Below are 15,548 nucleotides of genomic sequence, written 5' to 3'. Positions count from 1 at the left end.
AACGAAGCAGCGATCTCCCTTAAGCCTCGGCGCCGACAATCATCGCGACAAGGTCCTGCTTGTTCGCTTCCGTCGGCTTCAGTTCACCCACTTTGCGACCCTGCCGCAGCACAACCGCCCGATCGGCGATTTCGACGACATGCTCCATATTGTGCGTGATGATGATCACGGCATTGCCGTCGGCCTTGAGCTGATGGATAAGGTCAAGAACCTGGCGCGACTCGCGAAGCCCGAGGGCGGCCGTTGGTTCGTCAAGGACCACCAGCTTGCGCGCAAAAACAATGGCGCGCGCGACCGCGATCGCCTGCCGCTGCCCCCCAGACATCAGCGCAACCGGCGCGTCGAATCTCGGCAGTTTAACCTTCAGGCGATCGATGACACTTGCTGCCTCCCGCTTCATCGCGCCCGTGTTGAGGAAGCGGAGCGGACGCGGCAGCCAGGAGGGGAAAGTGATTTCTCGTCCGCAATAGAAATTCTGCACCGGGGTCAGGTTGTCGAAAAGCGCCAGATCCTGATAGACGGTTTCAATACCGGCGCGGCGGGCGGCCGCCGTTGAATGGAGCGATACGGGCGCACCATCCACGAGGATCTCTCCCTCGTCGAGACTATGAAGCCCACTGATGCACTTGACGAGCGTTGACTTGCCTGCGCCATTGTCACCCAAGAGAGCGGTTACCTCACCTGCATAGGCATCAAAGCTTACATTATTCAGGGCATGGATGGCGCCGAAGCGCTTCTGGGCGTTTCGAACCGAAAGTGCCGGTGTGGTCGATGCAGGGTTCATTGCACTCTGGCCGATTGAAGCACACGCGCGCGCGCCTCGAGATGGTTACGAAGCACGTCGGCCTCTACGGCGATGACGATGACGAGCCCAATGGCGATCATTTGAAAGAACACGTCGACCCCGAGAAGGTTAAGGGCGTTGCGGATAACGCCGATCAGCACGGCGCCGATCAGGGCGTGGCCGAGATGGCCTCGTCCGCCAAGGAAGCTGGCGCCGCCGATAATCACTGCAGCAATCGTGTCGAGTTCCAAAAGGTTGCCGTAAATTGGCGAGGCGGCGGCGGTCCGTCCTGCGAGCAGCACCGCGCCGACACCTGCACAAAAGCCGCAAATAACGTAGGTTGCGAGCAGAACACCCTTTACCGGTATACCCATGCTTCTGGCGGCATTCGGCGCGCCGCCGACCGCATAGACCCATCGGCCAAAGACCATCGACTTCGTCAGGATCAGAAAAAGAAGCCCGAACATCGCAACGGCAAAGAAGGAATTGGGCACACCAAACGTCGTGCCGCCGCCGATTGCTGTCACCGCATCGGGCATCCCGCGCATGGTGGTGTGGCCGGGCGCCAATGCAAGTGCGAGGCCGCGGCAGATACTCAAAGTCGCAAGTGTAATGATAAAGGGGTGTGGCAGCCGGCCATAGACAAAGACCAGGCCGTTGACCGCACCGATAGCAGCACCGGCAATCAGCATGGCCAAAATGACGACGATCGAGGAATCGACCTGCTGGTAGACCAATCCGCCGATGACCGTCGCGAGCGCAAGATTCGAGCCTACGGACAGGTCGATGCCGCGCGTCAGGATAACGAGCTGCTGCCCCATTGCCACAACAGCAATCACTGCTGTCTGGGCGAGGATGTTCCCGAGATTAACGGGCTTTAGAAACGCCGGCGTGATCAAACTGACGACGGCGATGAGCATAATCAGGATCAATAGAGGGCCCAGGCTCAATAGCCTCAGCCCCAAAGTGATGCCGGATTGTCTCGGATGGAAAGCGGCATCCCGCGAACCACCAGGCCGCGACGAATTCTGAGGCAGAATCCCGGAGTCTTCCAAATTCCCCTAGCCTCCCCCGTTTTTTTATACATAAGAAACATATGATACACGTGCGTCAACTTGTTTTTTATGGATAAGTAACCATTCCAGGAGTTGTGCCATGCGAACGGATACGACCTTCAAGCGGGCATTCAATGATATGATCGATATCATTTGGACGCTCGATGTTGGGGAGGAATTGCCGTCCGAAAATGTACTGCGCGCCCAGCTTGGCGTGAGCAGAACAACGGTGCGGAAGGTGCTGGCCGGGATGTCCGCACGTGGGATCATCGTATCTGAAGCGCACAGGCGGATCATAGGTGAACAACCGCAGCAGATAGCGCGCTATCCGAAGGAAGAGACCTTAGCGATTTCGGAACAGGTCGAGACGAGCTTCATGGAATGGATGCTGCGCGGCGATGCCTGTCCGGGTACAGAAATCAATGAGACGGAATTGGCTCGGAAATTCGGCGTCGCGACAACGATTGTCCGTGAGTTTCTTAATCGATTTCAGAAATATGGGCTGATCGAGAAGCGTCAGAATGCGGGCTGGGTTTTTAAAGGGTTCACAGCCAGTTTCGCACTCGAATTGTTCGAGATCAGAGAGATGTTCGAAATGCGCTCCGCACGGCTTTTCGCTGCCCTGCCCGACGGGTCGCCCCTCTGGAAACAGATCCAATCGATGCGGGCGGCACATTTGGAACTGCTCGCGGATATCGACGCTCGGTTTCAGGATTTCTCGGAGCTGGACAGCCGCTTCCACCGGCTGATTACGGCAGTCGCGCCAAACCGCTTTATCGAAAGCTTCCAAGACGTGATAGCCATGGTCTTCCACTATCACTATCAGTGGAACAAGCGTGATGAACGCGCGCGGAATGAGGTCGCCATTGGCGAACATCTCGCGCTGATCGAAGCCCTCGAAAGCCGCAATATCGCGTTGATTGATCGCGCATACCGGTTGCATCTGACTTCCGCCCGCGAAACTTTGCTTCACTCGATCGCGTGATCGCATTGCATATACAAGATGTGCGCAGGACAAGACGTTTTGCAGCAGCCTGTCAGAGCGGCTCAGTCTTTCCCGGAATCGATTTAACCCCGGCCTTCATCTCCCGCAGCCGTCGCTCGCGGCAGGCGGCGATCGCCCGGTCGATGATGAGGCTGGGGGCGAGGTGATCCTCGAAAACCATATCGACCTCGATCACCCGGCTCCTTTCGGCGAGCTGCGCCGCCTTGCCGTGATGGCCGGAGAGGCGGACGAAATCCTTGGAGGTGGTGACGATCAGAAGGCCCTGCCGTTCGGCGGTCGTCAGGATGTCATCGATCTCCTCCTCGGTCAGGTGCTCGTGATCTCCGAAGGACTTGGCGATGATAATTTCGGCGCCGCGGGATTCGACCGTGCGGAAGAATTTGGCGGGATCGGCGATGCCGGCGAAGGCAAGCACCTTGCTGCCGGCCAGCGTATTGTCGCCGCGCACTTTCAGCGATGCGGTGAAATAGGGCTTTGCCGCGCGCGCCGCCATGCGGACGATCCTGTCGGCGGCATTGCCGCCGCCGACCTTCAGCAGCGCCGTCGCAGAGCGCAGTTGCTGGCGGATCGGAGCGCGGACCGGGCCGCCGGGCACGATATGGCCGTTGCCGAGGCCGCGCGTCGCGTCGATGACGAGCAGGGCATAATCGATCGCCAGCCGGGCGCTCTGGAACCCGTCATCCATGATGATGAGGTCGGCACCCTCCGCCACCAGGCGCTGAGCCCCTTCGACGCGCCGGCGGGAAATCACCGTCAGCGCTTCCTGAGCAAGCAGCAAGGGCTCGTCGCCGACGGCAATCGCCCAGTGATGACCGGGATCGACGACGGTGGTCACATCGAGCGAGCCGCCGTAGCCCCTGCTGAGAAAGCCGGGCTTCAGCCCCTTCGCCTTGGCGGCGCGGGCGATCGTCAGCGCCGTCGGCGTCTTGCCGGCGCCTCCGACGGTGAAATTGCCGACGCAGATGACCGGAATGGGAACGGAGGCGCGACGCGCATGGGCCATGCGGTGGCCGGCGATACGGCCATAGAGAAAAGAAAGCGGCAGCAGCAGCCAGGCCCGCCAATCGGCTTTCCTCCACCAGAACGGCGGCGCTTCGGATATCATCTTGCCGTCCCGCTCCCCTGCCCGCCTCTGTTTACGGCCAGTCCCCTGCTTCTCGACGGAGGAATTGAGAAGCCAAAACCTGAAAAAATGCAAGCCCTTACCCGTCAGGCCGGCTGCAGGTCCGGCAGCAGGGTCTCGATGGCGGTGATATCGTCGAGTACATGATCGGCCGCGGCGGCCAGCGTCTCCCGCGAACCGGTGCCGGTCAGCACCGCGATCCGCAGGCCAGTGCCGGCATTCAGACCCATGTGCAGATCGTGATTGTTGTCGCCGACCATGGCGACCTCTTCAGGCGAAAGACCGGTCGCGGCACAGAAGCCGAGCACCATGCCCGGCTCCGGCTTGACGCCGAAACCGCTGTCGTAGCCGGCGATATAATCGACATAGCGGGCGAAACCCAAGCGTTCGGCCGTTTGGCGGATCGACCGTTCATTGTCGCTGGAGGCGACACCGAGCTTGAAGCCGCGCCGATGCAGCCGGGCGAAGAAGCCGGCAAGGTCGGTCACCGGCACGGAAAATTCGGCGGCGCTGGAAAAGAGATCGTCGAGGCGGACCGTCAACTCGTCGACATCGACCATCGAGCCCGCGGCAACGAGGCCCGAAGCGATCTGGCGGGTATTGCCGGCGGCAAGCAGGCTGTCGGGAATGATATGACCGGTCACCGGATCCATACCGCAGGCCGAAAGCAGCCGGTTGGCGAGAAGCTCATCCCCCTGGGCGGCGATGCGGGCAAGCTCGCGGTTGACCGGCAGCCAGCTCTCATCATAGTCGAGCAGTGTGCCGTCCTTATCGAAGAGGATGCCTTTGATAGGCGCCACAGCCGACATGTTCGCTCCTCAGACCTGGGCCGCGGCCTTGGGCAGCAACCGCGCCTTCACCGTCAGCGGATTGATATAGGGTTCCAGCCCCTTGACTGTCGCAGTCAGCGCGCCGCGCATCTCGTGCACGGCGGTGATGCCGGCTTCGATCATAGTGCGGCGGGCTTCGTCATTGGTCAGCAGGTAATGCACGCCCTTGGCCAGCATTTCGGTATCGCGCACCATGCGGGCGCTGCCGCTGCGGGCAAGCTTCTGATAGGCATCGCGGAAATTCTGCACATGGCCGCCGGAGAGAATGGCGCAGCCGAGCATGGCCGGCTCCAGTGGGTTCTGGCCACCTTCGGCAAAAAGCGAGCGGCCGACGAAGGCAATTTCGGTCAGTCTCAAATAGAGGCCCATTTCGCCGATCGTATCGCCGAGGAAGATATCGACATCGGCGGACAAGACATCATCGCGAGTGCGGCGGGCGACCTTCAGCCCCTGCTTGACCAGGGCCGCCTCGATCTCGTCGCTACGCTCGGGATGGCGCGGCACGATGATCGTCAATTGCCGGTCGCGCTCCCTCAACGCCCGGTGAACGATGGCGGCGGCGTTCTCCTCGCCGTCGAAGGTCGAGATCGCCGCCCAGGTCTTTCTCTCGCCGATCTGCTTCTTATAGCGGGCGAAGACAGCGCTGTCATAAGGTGGTGCGTCGGTATCGACCTTCAGATTGCCCGACGTGATGACGGGGACGGCGCCGAGATCGCGGAAACGTTCGGCATCGACATCCGACTGGGCGATGACGAGGGCAAGATTCTCGAACAAGGCTTCGGCGATCGCCGGGCGGCGGCGCCAGCGGGCGAAGGAGCGGTCCGACATGCGGGCATTGATCAGGATCTGCGGAATGCGGCGGCGGCCAAGCTCCAGCACCGTTGCCGGCCAGATCTCGGATTCGGCGATGATGGCGCAATCGGGCTGCCAATAGTCAAGGAAACGGCTGACGGAGGGCTTCAGGTCGAGCGGCACATATTGATGGATCGCTTCCTGGCCGAGGCGCTCGGCAGCGAGCTTGGCGGATGTGATGGTGCCGGTCGTCAGGACGACATGGATGTCGCGGCGGCGGATTTCGCGGATCAGCGGGATGACGGCATTGGTTTCACCGACGCTTGCGGCGTGGAACCAGAGGAGCGGGCCCTGCGGCCGGTTGGCACTCGGATAGCCGAAGCGCTCCAGGCGGCGCGCGCGGTCTTCCTTGCCTTTGGCCGTGCGGTAGTGGAGATAAAGGCCGACAACAGGAGAGGCAACGGTTCCCGCCAGACGATATGCGCTCAGACCGAACCGCGCCATTCGCGAGCTCATTGCGCCAGCCTCCGATCCAAACCGATCGACATCAAACCCATTCCCTCATTATCGTTGCGGCCGCAATGACCGATCAATTTGTTCAGAATGCGTCAAACAATCCGGATCGACGGGCGTCGATGCACGAAAACCCCGCTCGCCGAGCGGTCGGTCGGCAGCACTTGTCGAGGTCAGTTGCCCTTGGCCTTTTCCTGCGGATCAAGGAGACGATGCATGTGGACGATGAAGTAGCGCATATGCGCATTGTCGACCGTCTGCTGCGCCTTCGCCTTCCAGGCTGTCAGCGCCGTGGCATAATCCGGGAAAATGCCGACGATATCGAGACCCTGCAGATCACGGAACTGGACGTCATCGAGGCTTTCCAGTTCGCCGCCAAAAACGAGATGCAAAAGCTGCTTCTTGTCACCGGATTCAGTCATTTTTTGTTCTCTTTCTGCCTATTCTCCTCCGCCACCCCATCTGCGGGATTTTGACGGAAACGTCAACTGTCTCGTCGTCCCGCAAAGGCCGCGAGGAATTCGCCAAGGCGGTGCGTCGGGGCCGCGCAGAGGACTTTATGGGTGGCATCGGCGCGGTTGTAGACGATCGGCCTGCCTTCGAGGTCGACGAGACCGCCGCCGGCGCAAACGAGGATCAGATCGGCGGCGGCAAGGTCCCAATCATGTGAATTGCCCTTGACGAAGGTGCCTTCCAGACGACCGTCCGCGACCATGGCGATGCGATAGGCGAGCGAAGGAATGTATTTCTCGCGCGTGACCCGGTCACGAAACTCCGACGGGAAGGCCTTCAGCAGGTCTTCGCCGATCGCAAGGCGGCTCATCTCTTCCGGTCCGGCGGCCGAGACGGTGAAGGGGACGCCGTTCTTCAGCGCGACGCCGCCCTCGACCGCCTCATAAAACTCCTCGAGCGCCGGGGCATAGAGCACACCGGCGACCGGCCGGCCGCGATGAACCACCGCGACGCTGACGCACCAGACCCTCTGGCCGCCAAGGAAGGCGCGCGTGCCGTCGATCGGATCGATGATGAACAGCGTCTCGCGTGAGAGACGGTCGGCATCGTCCTCGGTTTCTTCCGACAGCCAGCCATAATCCGGCCGGGCTTTGCGCAGGATGGTCTCGAGCGTCTTGTTTGCGGCGAAATCGGCGGCGCTGACGGGAGAGCGATCCTTATTCTTCCACCAGACCTCAGGAGACTGGTTGAAGAAGCTGAAAGCGACGGCGCCCGCCTCTTTCGCAGCATCGGCGATCAGCGCGAGATCGCTCTGCCAGCGGGCCTTTTCCACGTCGCTCATCAGATCAATCCATTTCTCAATTCAATAGTGAGAGCATGATGTCGCCCGAAAACCGCTCACATTTTTCGGCATCATGCTCTAGCGCCCTGCGAGCGTCATGCCTTCGATGGCGAAGGTGGGGGCCGCGACGCCGAATTTGCGGTCGATGTCGTTTGCCGGCGTCAGGCGCATGAACATCTCCTTGAGGTTCGAGGCGATCGTCACCTCGGAGACCGGGAAGGTGAGTTCGCCGTTCTCGATCCAGAAGCCGGTGGCGCCGCGGCTGTATTCGCCGGTGATCATGTTGACGCCGTGGCCGATCAATTCGGTGACGTAAAAACCGTTGCCGATGCTGCGGATCAGTTCCTCCGGCGAGATGTCGCCCGGCTCCAGGGCAAGGTTGGTGGAGGAGGGCGAGACGGCAGTGCCACCGCGCACGCCGCGGCCGTTGGTCTCCAGACCCAACTCGCGCGCGGTCGACGTCGAGAGGAACCAGTGCTTCAAGATGCCGTCCTCGATCATCACCAGCCGCTCGCCGGACACACCCTCGCCGTCGAAGGGCCGCGAGGAAGGCCCCCGCACGATCAGCGGATCGTCGGTGATCGACAGGCCGGATTTCAGCACCTGTTGACCCATCTTGTCGCGCAGGAAGCTCGACTTGCGGGCGACGGCAGCGCCATTGATCGCACCGGCGATATGGCCGATGAAGCCGCGGGCGACACGCGGGTCGAAGATCACCGTGACGTCCTTGCCGGTCGGCACCTGGCGCGGATTGATGCGCTTGATCACCCGTTCGCCGGCGCGACGGCCGATTTCAGCGGGGTCGTCGAGCTCGGCATAATAGAGGCGGCTGTCGAAATCATAGTCGCGTTCCATGCCGGTGCCTTCGCCAGCGATGACGCTGACGGAATGGCCGAAACGCGAGGCCATGTAACTGCCCTCGAAACCGTGCGAGGTGACAAGAACGAGGCCACCCATGCCAGCCGACGCACCGGCGCCGGAGGAATTGGTCACGCCCTTGACCGCAAGGGCGGCTGCTTCTGCGGCAAGGCTCGCCTCGCGCAGCATCTCGGAGGAGACGTCGGTGGTGTCGAGCAATTGCAGGTCGGGATAGGATTTCGAAAGGCTCGCCTCATCCGCAAGGCAGGCGAAGGGGTCTTCCGGGGAAACCTTGGCCATGGCGACGGCGCGTTCGGCCAGCGCCTGGAGATCGAAGCCCGGATTGGCCGAAACGCTGGCGACACGCTTGCCGATGAAGACGCGCAGGGAAAAATCGTCGCTTTCGGAGGATTCCGTGCCCTCGACCTTGCCGAGGCGGACGCTGACCGACTGTGAGCGCGACCGGACGACGACAGCGTCGGCGGCATCGGCCCCTGCCTTCCTCGCCAGATCGATCAATTGACTTGCGCGGGAAAGAAGTGTCGAGGAATCGATTTCAGAGGACATGATTTGGCCTTTCCTTCGGCTTCCATTTATTGTGCACTCTCCAAAGCATCAAGGCCGCCGCCGCCGATTCTTTGTCGGGGCTGCTTGCTTGCTCCCCGCCGTTGAAAGAAATTGCCAGCATGTCAGCGCCCAATGCCCTTTTTTCCGAAACGATCCTGCTGCTTGGCGGCGCGGTGGTCGCCGCGCCGATCTTCAAGAAACTCGGGCTCGGCACGGTGCTCGGCTACCTCGCCGCGGGCATCGTCATCGGCCCGGTCTTCCACGGCATTACCGATGGCGAACAGATCCTCGCCGTCGCCGAACTCGGCGTCGTTTTCCTGCTCTTCATCATCGGGCTGGAGTTGAAACCCACCCGCCTCTGGCAGATGCGGCGCGACATCTTCGGCCTCGGCACGGCGCAGGTGGTGGTGACGGGGCTGGCGCTGACTGCACTTGCCTGGTTTTCCCAGGTTCTCGACTGGCGCGGCGGCATCATTGCCGGCTTCGGCCTGGCGCTGTCTTCGACGGCCTTTGCCATGCAGATCCTAGAGGGCGACGGCGACGTCAATACGAGATACGGGCAGCGCTCCTTTTCGATGCTACTGTTCCAGGACCTGGCGATCGTGCCGCTGCTGGCGCTGATCACCATCCTCGACGGCGGCGACAAGGGCAACAACGCGCCGCTCTTCGATTTCGCCGTCGCCGTCGGCGCGGTTGCGGCGATGATCGTCATGGGGCGCTACCTGCTGACGCCGCTTTTCCAGATCATCGCCCGCACCGGCGCGCGCGAGGCGATGATCGCCGCAGCCCTCTTCGTCGTCATGGGATCGGCGAGCCTGATGCAGCTTGCAGGGCTTTCGATGGCGATGGGCGCCTTCCTATCCGGCGTGATGCTTGCCGAATCCTCCTATCGGCACGAGTTGGAGGCGGATATCGAGCCGTTCCGCGGCGTGTTGCTCGCCATCTTCTTCATCGCCGTCGGCCTGTCGCTGGAACTCGACGTCCTCGCTGACAATGCGCTCTTCGTCATCATCGCCGTGCCGATCATCATGGGCGTGAAGGCGATCGTCATCTATGGGCTCTGCCGGATCTCGGGGTCCCCGCACAACGATGCGATCCGCATCGCCTTCCTGCTGCCGCAGGGCGGCGAATTCGGCTTCGTGCTGTTCACCGCAGCAGGTACGACCGGGCTGATGTCGACGAGCACCGCCTCGCTGCTGATCGCAATCGTCACGCTGTCGATGGCGCTGACGCCGATCGGGGCGGCCCTTTCGAAGCGGCTGCTCAACGGCGACGAACAGGAGGAACTGGACGAGGATTTCGAAGGCGCGGGCGCCGACGTGCTGATGGTCGGCTTCTCCCGTTTCGGCCAGATCGCCGCCCAGATCCTGCTTGCCGGCGGGCGCAGCGTCACCGTCATCGATTTTTCGGCCGACCGCATCCGCCAGGCCTCCTCCTTCGGCTTTCGCATCTATTTCGGCGACGGCGCCCGCAAGGACGTGTTGCGCTCGGCCGGCATCGACCGGGCAAAGATCGTGCTTGTCTGCACGCAGAAGAAGGAACTCACCGACAAGATAGTAGAGCTGGTGCAGGCCGACTATCCGCACACGCGGCTCTACGTGCGCTCCTACGACCGCATCCACTCAATCGAACTGCGCAACAAGGGCGTCGACTACGAGCTGCGTGAAACGCTGGAATCGGGGCTGCTCTTCGGACGGCGAACACTGGAGGCGCTCGGCGTTTCCGAGGTTGATGCCTATGAGATCGGTGAGGATATCCGCAAGCGCGATGAGGCGCGCCTGGTGCTGCAGGTGTCCGAAGGGTTGCAGGCCGGGCGCGACATGCTGTTTTCCCACCCCGTCCGCCCCGAACCGCTGGTCAAGCCGAAGCGCGCTGCCGATCCCTTCGAGGACGACCCGCTAGCTGGAACCGTGGATGCAGCGGCGGACGCTTAGACGAAGGAATGGAGCATTATTTCTTCAGCCGAGCCTCGATTTCCCGGTCAAGGGCGAATTTCAGGTCGTCCTTGACGCCGACGGACATGGCGAGGACTTCGCGGGCCTTGAGGAAATCCATGACGCCGGTGCGGCCGACCGTCGGGCGCAGGAAGATATGCGGCGGGCGAAGCTTCAGCTTCAGCGAGATCGCCGTCTGCATCATCAGCTGGCCGGAACCGAAGATGCTCTCCATGCGGTTCGGAATATGGGTGCCGTCACCTTCCGGCGCGCCGACGACATCGATGCCGATGACGATGTCGGCAAGATCCATCAGGCATTCATAGGGCACCGGATTGCTGATGCCGCCGTCGATCATCACGCGGTCGCGCAGGCGCACCGGCATGAAGACGGCGGGGATGGCGGAAGAGGCGGCGAGTGCCGGAAACAGCTCGCCCTGTTCGATGATGACTTCGCACTGGCCGTAATAATCCGTGGTGATGACCTTCATCGGGACCAGCAGATCCTCGAAGCGGGCCGGCAGCTCGGACGGCAGGAAGGCTTTCAGGATCCGCTCCAGGTTGAACTGGCCGATGCGGATACCCTTGGCCACCGCATCGCGCACCGTCGCCGGCCTCAGACCCCAGATGCGGGCGACGACCGCCGTCTTGTTGCCGACGGTCGTCAGCGCATGTTCGCGGATTTCGGCGCCCGACATGCCAGCCGCCATGCCGGCCGCCATGATCGCGCCGATCGACGAGCCTGATACCGCCACCGGGCGGATGCCGAGTTCATCGAGCGTCTCGATGACATGGATATGGGAAAGCCCACGCGCACCGCCGCCGCCAAAAGCGACTGCGACCGTCGGCACATCGCTGATCGCAGGCAATTTCGGGCTGATGATCTCTGCCTGCTGCACGCCCGCCCCCGCTTATTGCGGCTGATATCGGAAGAAATGCACCCTCGTATCGCCAAAGATGCGGCTTTCGAGGAAAACATAGGAAGGATGGACGGAAACGACAACATCGGCGCGTTCTTCGAGCACCGCAATGGCGCCTGGCCGCAGCCAGCCCCCTTCGGCCGCCGCCGCCATCGCCTTTTCGCCGAGACCCTTGCCATAGGGCGGGTCGGCAAAGAGCACGTCGAAGGATTCGAGATTGCCGACGCTGCCGAGATCGGTCGCATCCCGGCGCAGGATGCGGGTGCGGCCGTGCAGGCCGAGCGCATCGATGTTCTCCCAGAGCAGCGCCCTGCCCTCGACGCTGTTTTCGACGAAGAGCGCATGGCGACAGCCGCGTGAAACCGCTTCGAGGCCGACGGCGCCGGTTCCGGCAAAAAGATCGAGGATCCGGGTGCCATCGACGCATTCCGGATAGGCATGACTCAATATATTGAACAGGCTCTCGCGCGTCCGGTCGGCAGTCGGCCGAATCTCGTTGGATTTTGGCACGGCGAGAGGCCGTCCGCGAAACTCACCGCCGACGATCCGCACCGCGCGTCATTCCTTTTCCTTTAGCACCACCTCTGGACGGCCCGCCCGCAGGCCTGTCGCCGCCCGGCCTGTCACCGCCCGGCTTGGCGCCTTTCGGCTTGCCGGAAAAATTCTTAGGCCCGCCGGGCTTGCCCGCGAAGCTCTTGCCGCGGGGCTTGTCACCAGAAGGCTTGTCGCCGAACGATCTCTCGCCGCGCGGACGCTCGGAGCGGCCCTCACTGGCAAAACTTCTGGCTGCCCGCGGACGTTCGTCGCCTTCCTCGCGCGGCCTGCGATCACCACGCGGCTTGTCGCCGAAGGGCCGGTCTCCACGCGACGGCCGATCGCCGAACGGCCGGTCGCCGCGCGGACGCTCCGAACGGCCCTCACCGGCGGAGCTTCTCGCCGCCCGAGGCCGCTCGTCACCATCCGCACGCGGCTTGCGATCACCGCGAGGCTTGTCGCCAAAGGGACGATCTCCACGCGAGGGACGATCGCCGAACGGCCGGTCGCCGCGCGGACGCTCCGAACGGCCCTCACCGGCGGAGCTTCTCGCCGCCCGAGGCCGCTCGTCACCATCCGCACGCGGCTTGCGATCACCCCGCGGCTTGTCGCCGAAGGGACGATCTCCACGCGAGGGACGATCACCGAACGGCCGGTCGCCGCGCGCCGGGCGGTCGCCAGAACCGCGGTCTTCGCGGGCGGAGCGATCGCCAAAGCCGCGCTTGCGGCCGAAGCCCTCGCCCTCATCCTTGCGGCGGGGCTCTTCGCTCGAGCGGATCCATTCGCCATCCTCTTCGCGCACACGGTTCACCTGGGTGCGCGGGCGATCTTCGATGCGATCGAAACCAGTGCCTTTTGCAGGCGGCTGCTCGCCGCGCTTGCGTGCGGTCTGCGCATTCTTGGCAGCTTTCGCCGCGGCCTTTTCGCCGAGCGGCCGGGCGCCCGGCGCCATCCAGACATTGGCGCTGCGGCGCTGGCCGAGCGGCTGGGGACGCTTCGGCTTCTCGTCGTCCCGGCGGCCGCCGTCACGGCGATCGTCGTCTCTGCGCGCGCCGCCGTGGCGGTCGTCGCGTTTGGTGTCGAGGCGGCTCAGCGCCCGTTCGCGCTTGTCCTCGTCGCGGCGCGGCCGTTCGCGCTTTTCCGGTGCTGCCGGCTCCGCCTCTTCCTCGGCGGCAACCGCCGTCGCATTGTAGATGGGCGCGTCGAAATTCGCCTTGGCTTCCTCGATGAGGCGCGGGCCGAGCTGGTCGCGCAGCGTGCGGCCGCGCACTTCGACGACATGGCCTTCCGGCAGGTCGCCGAGCTGGAACGGGCCATAGGAAATACGGATCAGGCGATTGACGTCGAGACCGAGCGCCCCGAGCACGTTCTTGATTTCGCGGTTCTTGCCTTCGCGAAGACCCATGGTAATCCAGACGTTCGAGCCTTGTGTGCGGTCGAGCGTCGCCTCGATCGAGCCGTAGAGCACGCCGTCGACGGCGATGCCGTCCTTCAGCTTGTCGAGCGCGTCCTGATCGATCTCGCCATGGGCGCGGACCCGGTAACGTCTCAGCCAGCCGGTCGCCGGCAGCTCGAGCGCCCGGGCGAGACCGCCGTCATTGGTCAAAAGCAGCAGGCCTTCGGTATTGATGTCGAGCCGGCCGATCGACATGACGCGCGGCAGTTCTTCCGGTAGGTTGTCGAAGACAGTCGGCCGGCCTTCCGGATCGGCATTGGTGGTCACCAGCCCGGTGGGCTTATGATAGAGCCACAGCCTGGTCCGCTCGATGCCGCGGATCGGCACGCCGTCGACTTCGATGCGGTCGGCGAGCGTGACGTTGACGACGGGAGTTTCGAGAACCCCGCCGTTCAGCGTCACACGGCCTTCCATGATCATGCGTTCAATGTCGCGGCGGGAGGCGACGCCGGCGCGCGCCATCACCTTGGAAATGCGTTCGGCCTTGGCCTCGCCGTCGGTCTCGGCCGCGATTGGACGTGCGGCTGCAGCCTTTGCCGGCTTCGCATCGCCCGGCTTCGGCCCGGTGCCCCGTGAAAAGGGCTTTGCGCCCGGGCGTTTTGGCTTGTCTTTGGGTGTCATTTGTTGTTTGCCTGCCTTTTCGGCCTGTCTATCAGGTCACGCATCTGCGGTTAAGTGGAAATTCTTGCGATCGTGAAGACAAATCGTTTCATGGAGATGGCCCTCGAAGAGGCGCGTGCCGCCGGAGAACGCGGCGAGGTACCGATCGGCGCCGTCGTCGTTGTCGACGATATTGCCGTTTCACGCTCCGGAAACCGCACGCGCGAGCTGAAAGACGTGACCGCGCATGCCGAAATCGCCGCGATCCGGCTCGCCTGCGAAGCGCTCGGGCAGGAACGTCTTGTCGGCGCCGATCTCTACGTGACGCTGGAGCCTTGCACCATGTGCGCAGCAGCCATCTCGTTTGCGCGTATCCGCAGGCTCTATTACGGCGCCGAGGACCCGAAGGGCGGCGCCGTCGACAATGGCGTGCGATTCTATGCGCAACCGACCTGTCACCACGCTCCGGAGGTCTATTCCGGTTTCAACGAGGTCCAATCGGCCAATATGCTGCGAAGGTTCTTTTCGCAAAAGAGAGAGGCGCCGTAATCCCAGCGCCGGTGCGCGGCGCCGTCATCCTTGCCGGCGCGCCGAACATGCTATTGCAGGAGGTTCCACCACTGCTTGCCGGTGTTGGCGACAGCTGCATCCTTCTTGCGCTTTTTCTGCTTCTTGAGTTCGGGCTCGCCGACATCATCGAGCTTTGCCGGATCGTCGACAGTGCGGTAGCCGGGCGGCGGATCCGATATATAGCGGCGCTGATCGATATAGGAGCCCTTCTGCAAGGCGCGGGCTTCGCGATAGGCCTTGGTCTGTTCTTCCGTCGTGCGCCGGCCGCCTTCGATCGCAGAGCTTGCGAGCGGCGAGCGGTAATTCGGATTGTCCGAATTCGCGTCGGCTTCCGAAACGAGACGGGCGCGGGTCTCCTCCGGCGATTCCAGCCATTGCGGATTGTCCTTGTTGGCGACCGTCTGCTGCGGCGCAACGAGGGTCTCCTTCTGCGCCTGCGCCGGCAGCACCAGCGTCGGACGCGGCGTGTACTTGACGCCCTTGTTCTTCGGGTCCGGACCGGTCAACGAGACGGACTGGCCGAGATCGTCGGTCAACTGTTCCATGGCGGTCTTGTCGGTGCCGTAGGTGGGGCTGCTGGCGCAACCGGACACCAGGGAACATCCCGCCACGACGACAGACAGGCAGGCGCCCATACGGAACCAATGCGTTGCTAACATGAAAACCCTTCCAGCCCAGCCGGTGCAATCGTCGCCCAATCGGACAACCGTCCC

15 protein-coding genes are annotated in these 15,548 nt (G+C 63.0%); 3 read left to right on the top strand and 12 right to left on the bottom strand.

The window, feature by feature from the left end:
* Nucleotides 1–19: 19 nt before the first annotated feature.
* Together N2600_RS02845 and N2600_RS02840 are read right to left on the bottom strand one after the other, a co-directional pair.
* Entirely contained in the window at nucleotides 20–784 is a 765-nt protein-coding gene (locus tag N2600_RS02845; RefSeq protein ID WP_222385763.1) for an ATP-binding cassette domain-containing protein, read from the bottom strand.
* A complete protein-coding gene (locus N2600_RS02840; protein WP_260297907.1) occupies nucleotides 781–1,839 on the bottom strand; it encodes an ABC transporter permease in 1,059 nt (352 codons plus the stop codon). Before N2600_RS02840 ends, N2600_RS02845 begins: the two co-directional genes overlap by 4 nt.
* Before the next feature lie 100 nt (nucleotides 1,840–1,939).
* On the opposite strand from N2600_RS02840, the gene N2600_RS02835 reads away from it, so the two are divergent.
* Entirely contained in the window at nucleotides 1,940–2,824 is an 885-nt protein-coding gene (locus N2600_RS02835; RefSeq protein ID WP_222385761.1) for a GntR family transcriptional regulator, read from the top strand.
* Nucleotides 2,825–2,876: 52 nt separating this feature from the next.
* Here N2600_RS02835 and lpxK read toward each other — a convergent pair whose 3' ends face one another.
* The 6 genes from lpxK to N2600_RS02805 all read right to left on the bottom strand — a co-directional run bounded on the left by lpxK (nucleotide 2,877) and on the right by N2600_RS02805 (nucleotide 8,822).
* The gene (gene lpxK, locus N2600_RS02830; protein WP_222385760.1) at nucleotides 2,877–3,950 is read right to left on the bottom strand and encodes a tetraacyldisaccharide 4'-kinase; all 1,074 of its coding nucleotides are present in this window, start codon (nucleotides 3,948–3,950) and stop codon (nucleotides 2,877–2,879) included.
* A gap of 104 nt (nucleotides 3,951–4,054) precedes the next feature.
* Nucleotides 4,055–4,777 (bottom strand): HAD family hydrolase, encoded by a 723-nt coding sequence (locus tag N2600_RS02825; RefSeq protein WP_260297906.1) that lies wholly within the window; start codon nucleotides 4,775–4,777, stop codon nucleotides 4,055–4,057.
* 9 nt (nucleotides 4,778–4,786) lie between these two features.
* A complete protein-coding gene (waaA, locus tag N2600_RS02820; RefSeq protein ID WP_222385758.1) occupies nucleotides 4,787–6,106 on the bottom strand; it encodes a lipid IV(A) 3-deoxy-D-manno-octulosonic acid transferase in 1,320 nt (439 codons plus the stop codon).
* Nucleotides 6,107–6,276: 170 nt separating this feature from the next.
* The gene (locus N2600_RS02815; protein WP_017962996.1) at nucleotides 6,277–6,525 is read right to left on the bottom strand and encodes a DUF4170 domain-containing protein; all 249 of its coding nucleotides are present in this window, start codon (nucleotides 6,523–6,525) and stop codon (nucleotides 6,277–6,279) included.
* Between the two features lie 62 nt (nucleotides 6,526–6,587).
* Nucleotides 6,588–7,397: a 3'(2'),5'-bisphosphate nucleotidase CysQ gene (locus N2600_RS02810; RefSeq protein WP_260297905.1), complete on the bottom strand. Its 810-nt coding sequence runs from the start codon at nucleotides 7,395–7,397 to the stop codon at nucleotides 6,588–6,590.
* 78 nt (nucleotides 7,398–7,475) lie between these two features.
* The gene (locus N2600_RS02805) at nucleotides 7,476–8,822 is read right to left on the bottom strand and encodes a TldD/PmbA family protein (RefSeq protein WP_222385756.1); all 1,347 of its coding nucleotides are present in this window, start codon (nucleotides 8,820–8,822) and stop codon (nucleotides 7,476–7,478) included.
* 119 nt (nucleotides 8,823–8,941) lie between these two features.
* On the opposite strand from N2600_RS02805, the gene N2600_RS02800 reads away from it, so the two are divergent.
* Nucleotides 8,942–10,756 carry a monovalent cation:proton antiporter-2 (CPA2) family protein gene (locus N2600_RS02800; RefSeq protein WP_222385755.1) on the top strand — a complete coding sequence of 605 codons (1,815 nt, stop codon included), beginning with the start codon at nucleotides 8,942–8,944 and terminating at the stop codon, nucleotides 10,754–10,756.
* A 16-nt stretch (nucleotides 10,757–10,772) separates the two neighbouring features.
* Here the strand turns inward: N2600_RS02800 and N2600_RS02795 are convergent, their stop codons facing one another.
* Genes N2600_RS02795 through N2600_RS02785 form a run of 3 tightly spaced genes read right to left on the bottom strand, consistent with a single transcriptional unit; the run spans nucleotide 10,773 to nucleotide 14,286 of the window.
* Nucleotides 10,773–11,654 (bottom strand): patatin-like phospholipase family protein, encoded by an 882-nt coding sequence (locus N2600_RS02795; protein ID WP_260110199.1) that lies wholly within the window; start codon nucleotides 11,652–11,654, stop codon nucleotides 10,773–10,775.
* Nucleotides 11,655–11,666: 12 nt separating this feature from the next.
* Nucleotides 11,667–12,227, bottom strand: coding sequence for a 16S rRNA (guanine(966)-N(2))-methyltransferase RsmD (gene rsmD / locus N2600_RS02790; protein ID WP_017962990.1), 561 nt, complete (start codon nucleotides 12,225–12,227; stop codon nucleotides 11,667–11,669).
* On the bottom strand, nucleotides 12,208–14,286 hold the full coding sequence (locus N2600_RS02785; protein ID WP_260297904.1) for a pseudouridine synthase: 2,079 nt from the start codon (nucleotides 14,284–14,286) through the stop codon (nucleotides 12,208–12,210). Before N2600_RS02785 ends, rsmD begins: the two co-directional genes overlap by 20 nt.
* Nucleotides 14,287–14,376: 90 nt before the next feature.
* On the opposite strand from N2600_RS02785, the gene N2600_RS02780 reads away from it, so the two are divergent.
* On the top strand, nucleotides 14,377–14,814 hold the full coding sequence (locus N2600_RS02780) for a nucleoside deaminase (protein WP_260298870.1): 438 nt from the start codon (nucleotides 14,377–14,379) through the stop codon (nucleotides 14,812–14,814).
* 50 nt (nucleotides 14,815–14,864) lie between these two features.
* Here N2600_RS02780 and N2600_RS02775 read toward each other — a convergent pair whose 3' ends face one another.
* Nucleotides 14,865–15,494 carry a hypothetical protein gene (locus N2600_RS02775; protein WP_017962987.1) on the bottom strand — a complete coding sequence of 210 codons (630 nt, stop codon included), beginning with the start codon at nucleotides 15,492–15,494 and terminating at the stop codon, nucleotides 14,865–14,867.
* Between the last annotated feature and the right edge of the window lie 54 nt (nucleotides 15,495–15,548).

It is taken from the genome of Rhizobium sp. WSM1274, from assembly GCF_025200775.1.
GTDB lineage: Bacteria > Pseudomonadota > Alphaproteobacteria > Rhizobiales > Rhizobiaceae > Rhizobium > Rhizobium leguminosarum_I.
Note: the sequence above shows the minus strand (reverse complement) of the source record. Positions and strands in the feature narration are given on the sequence as shown.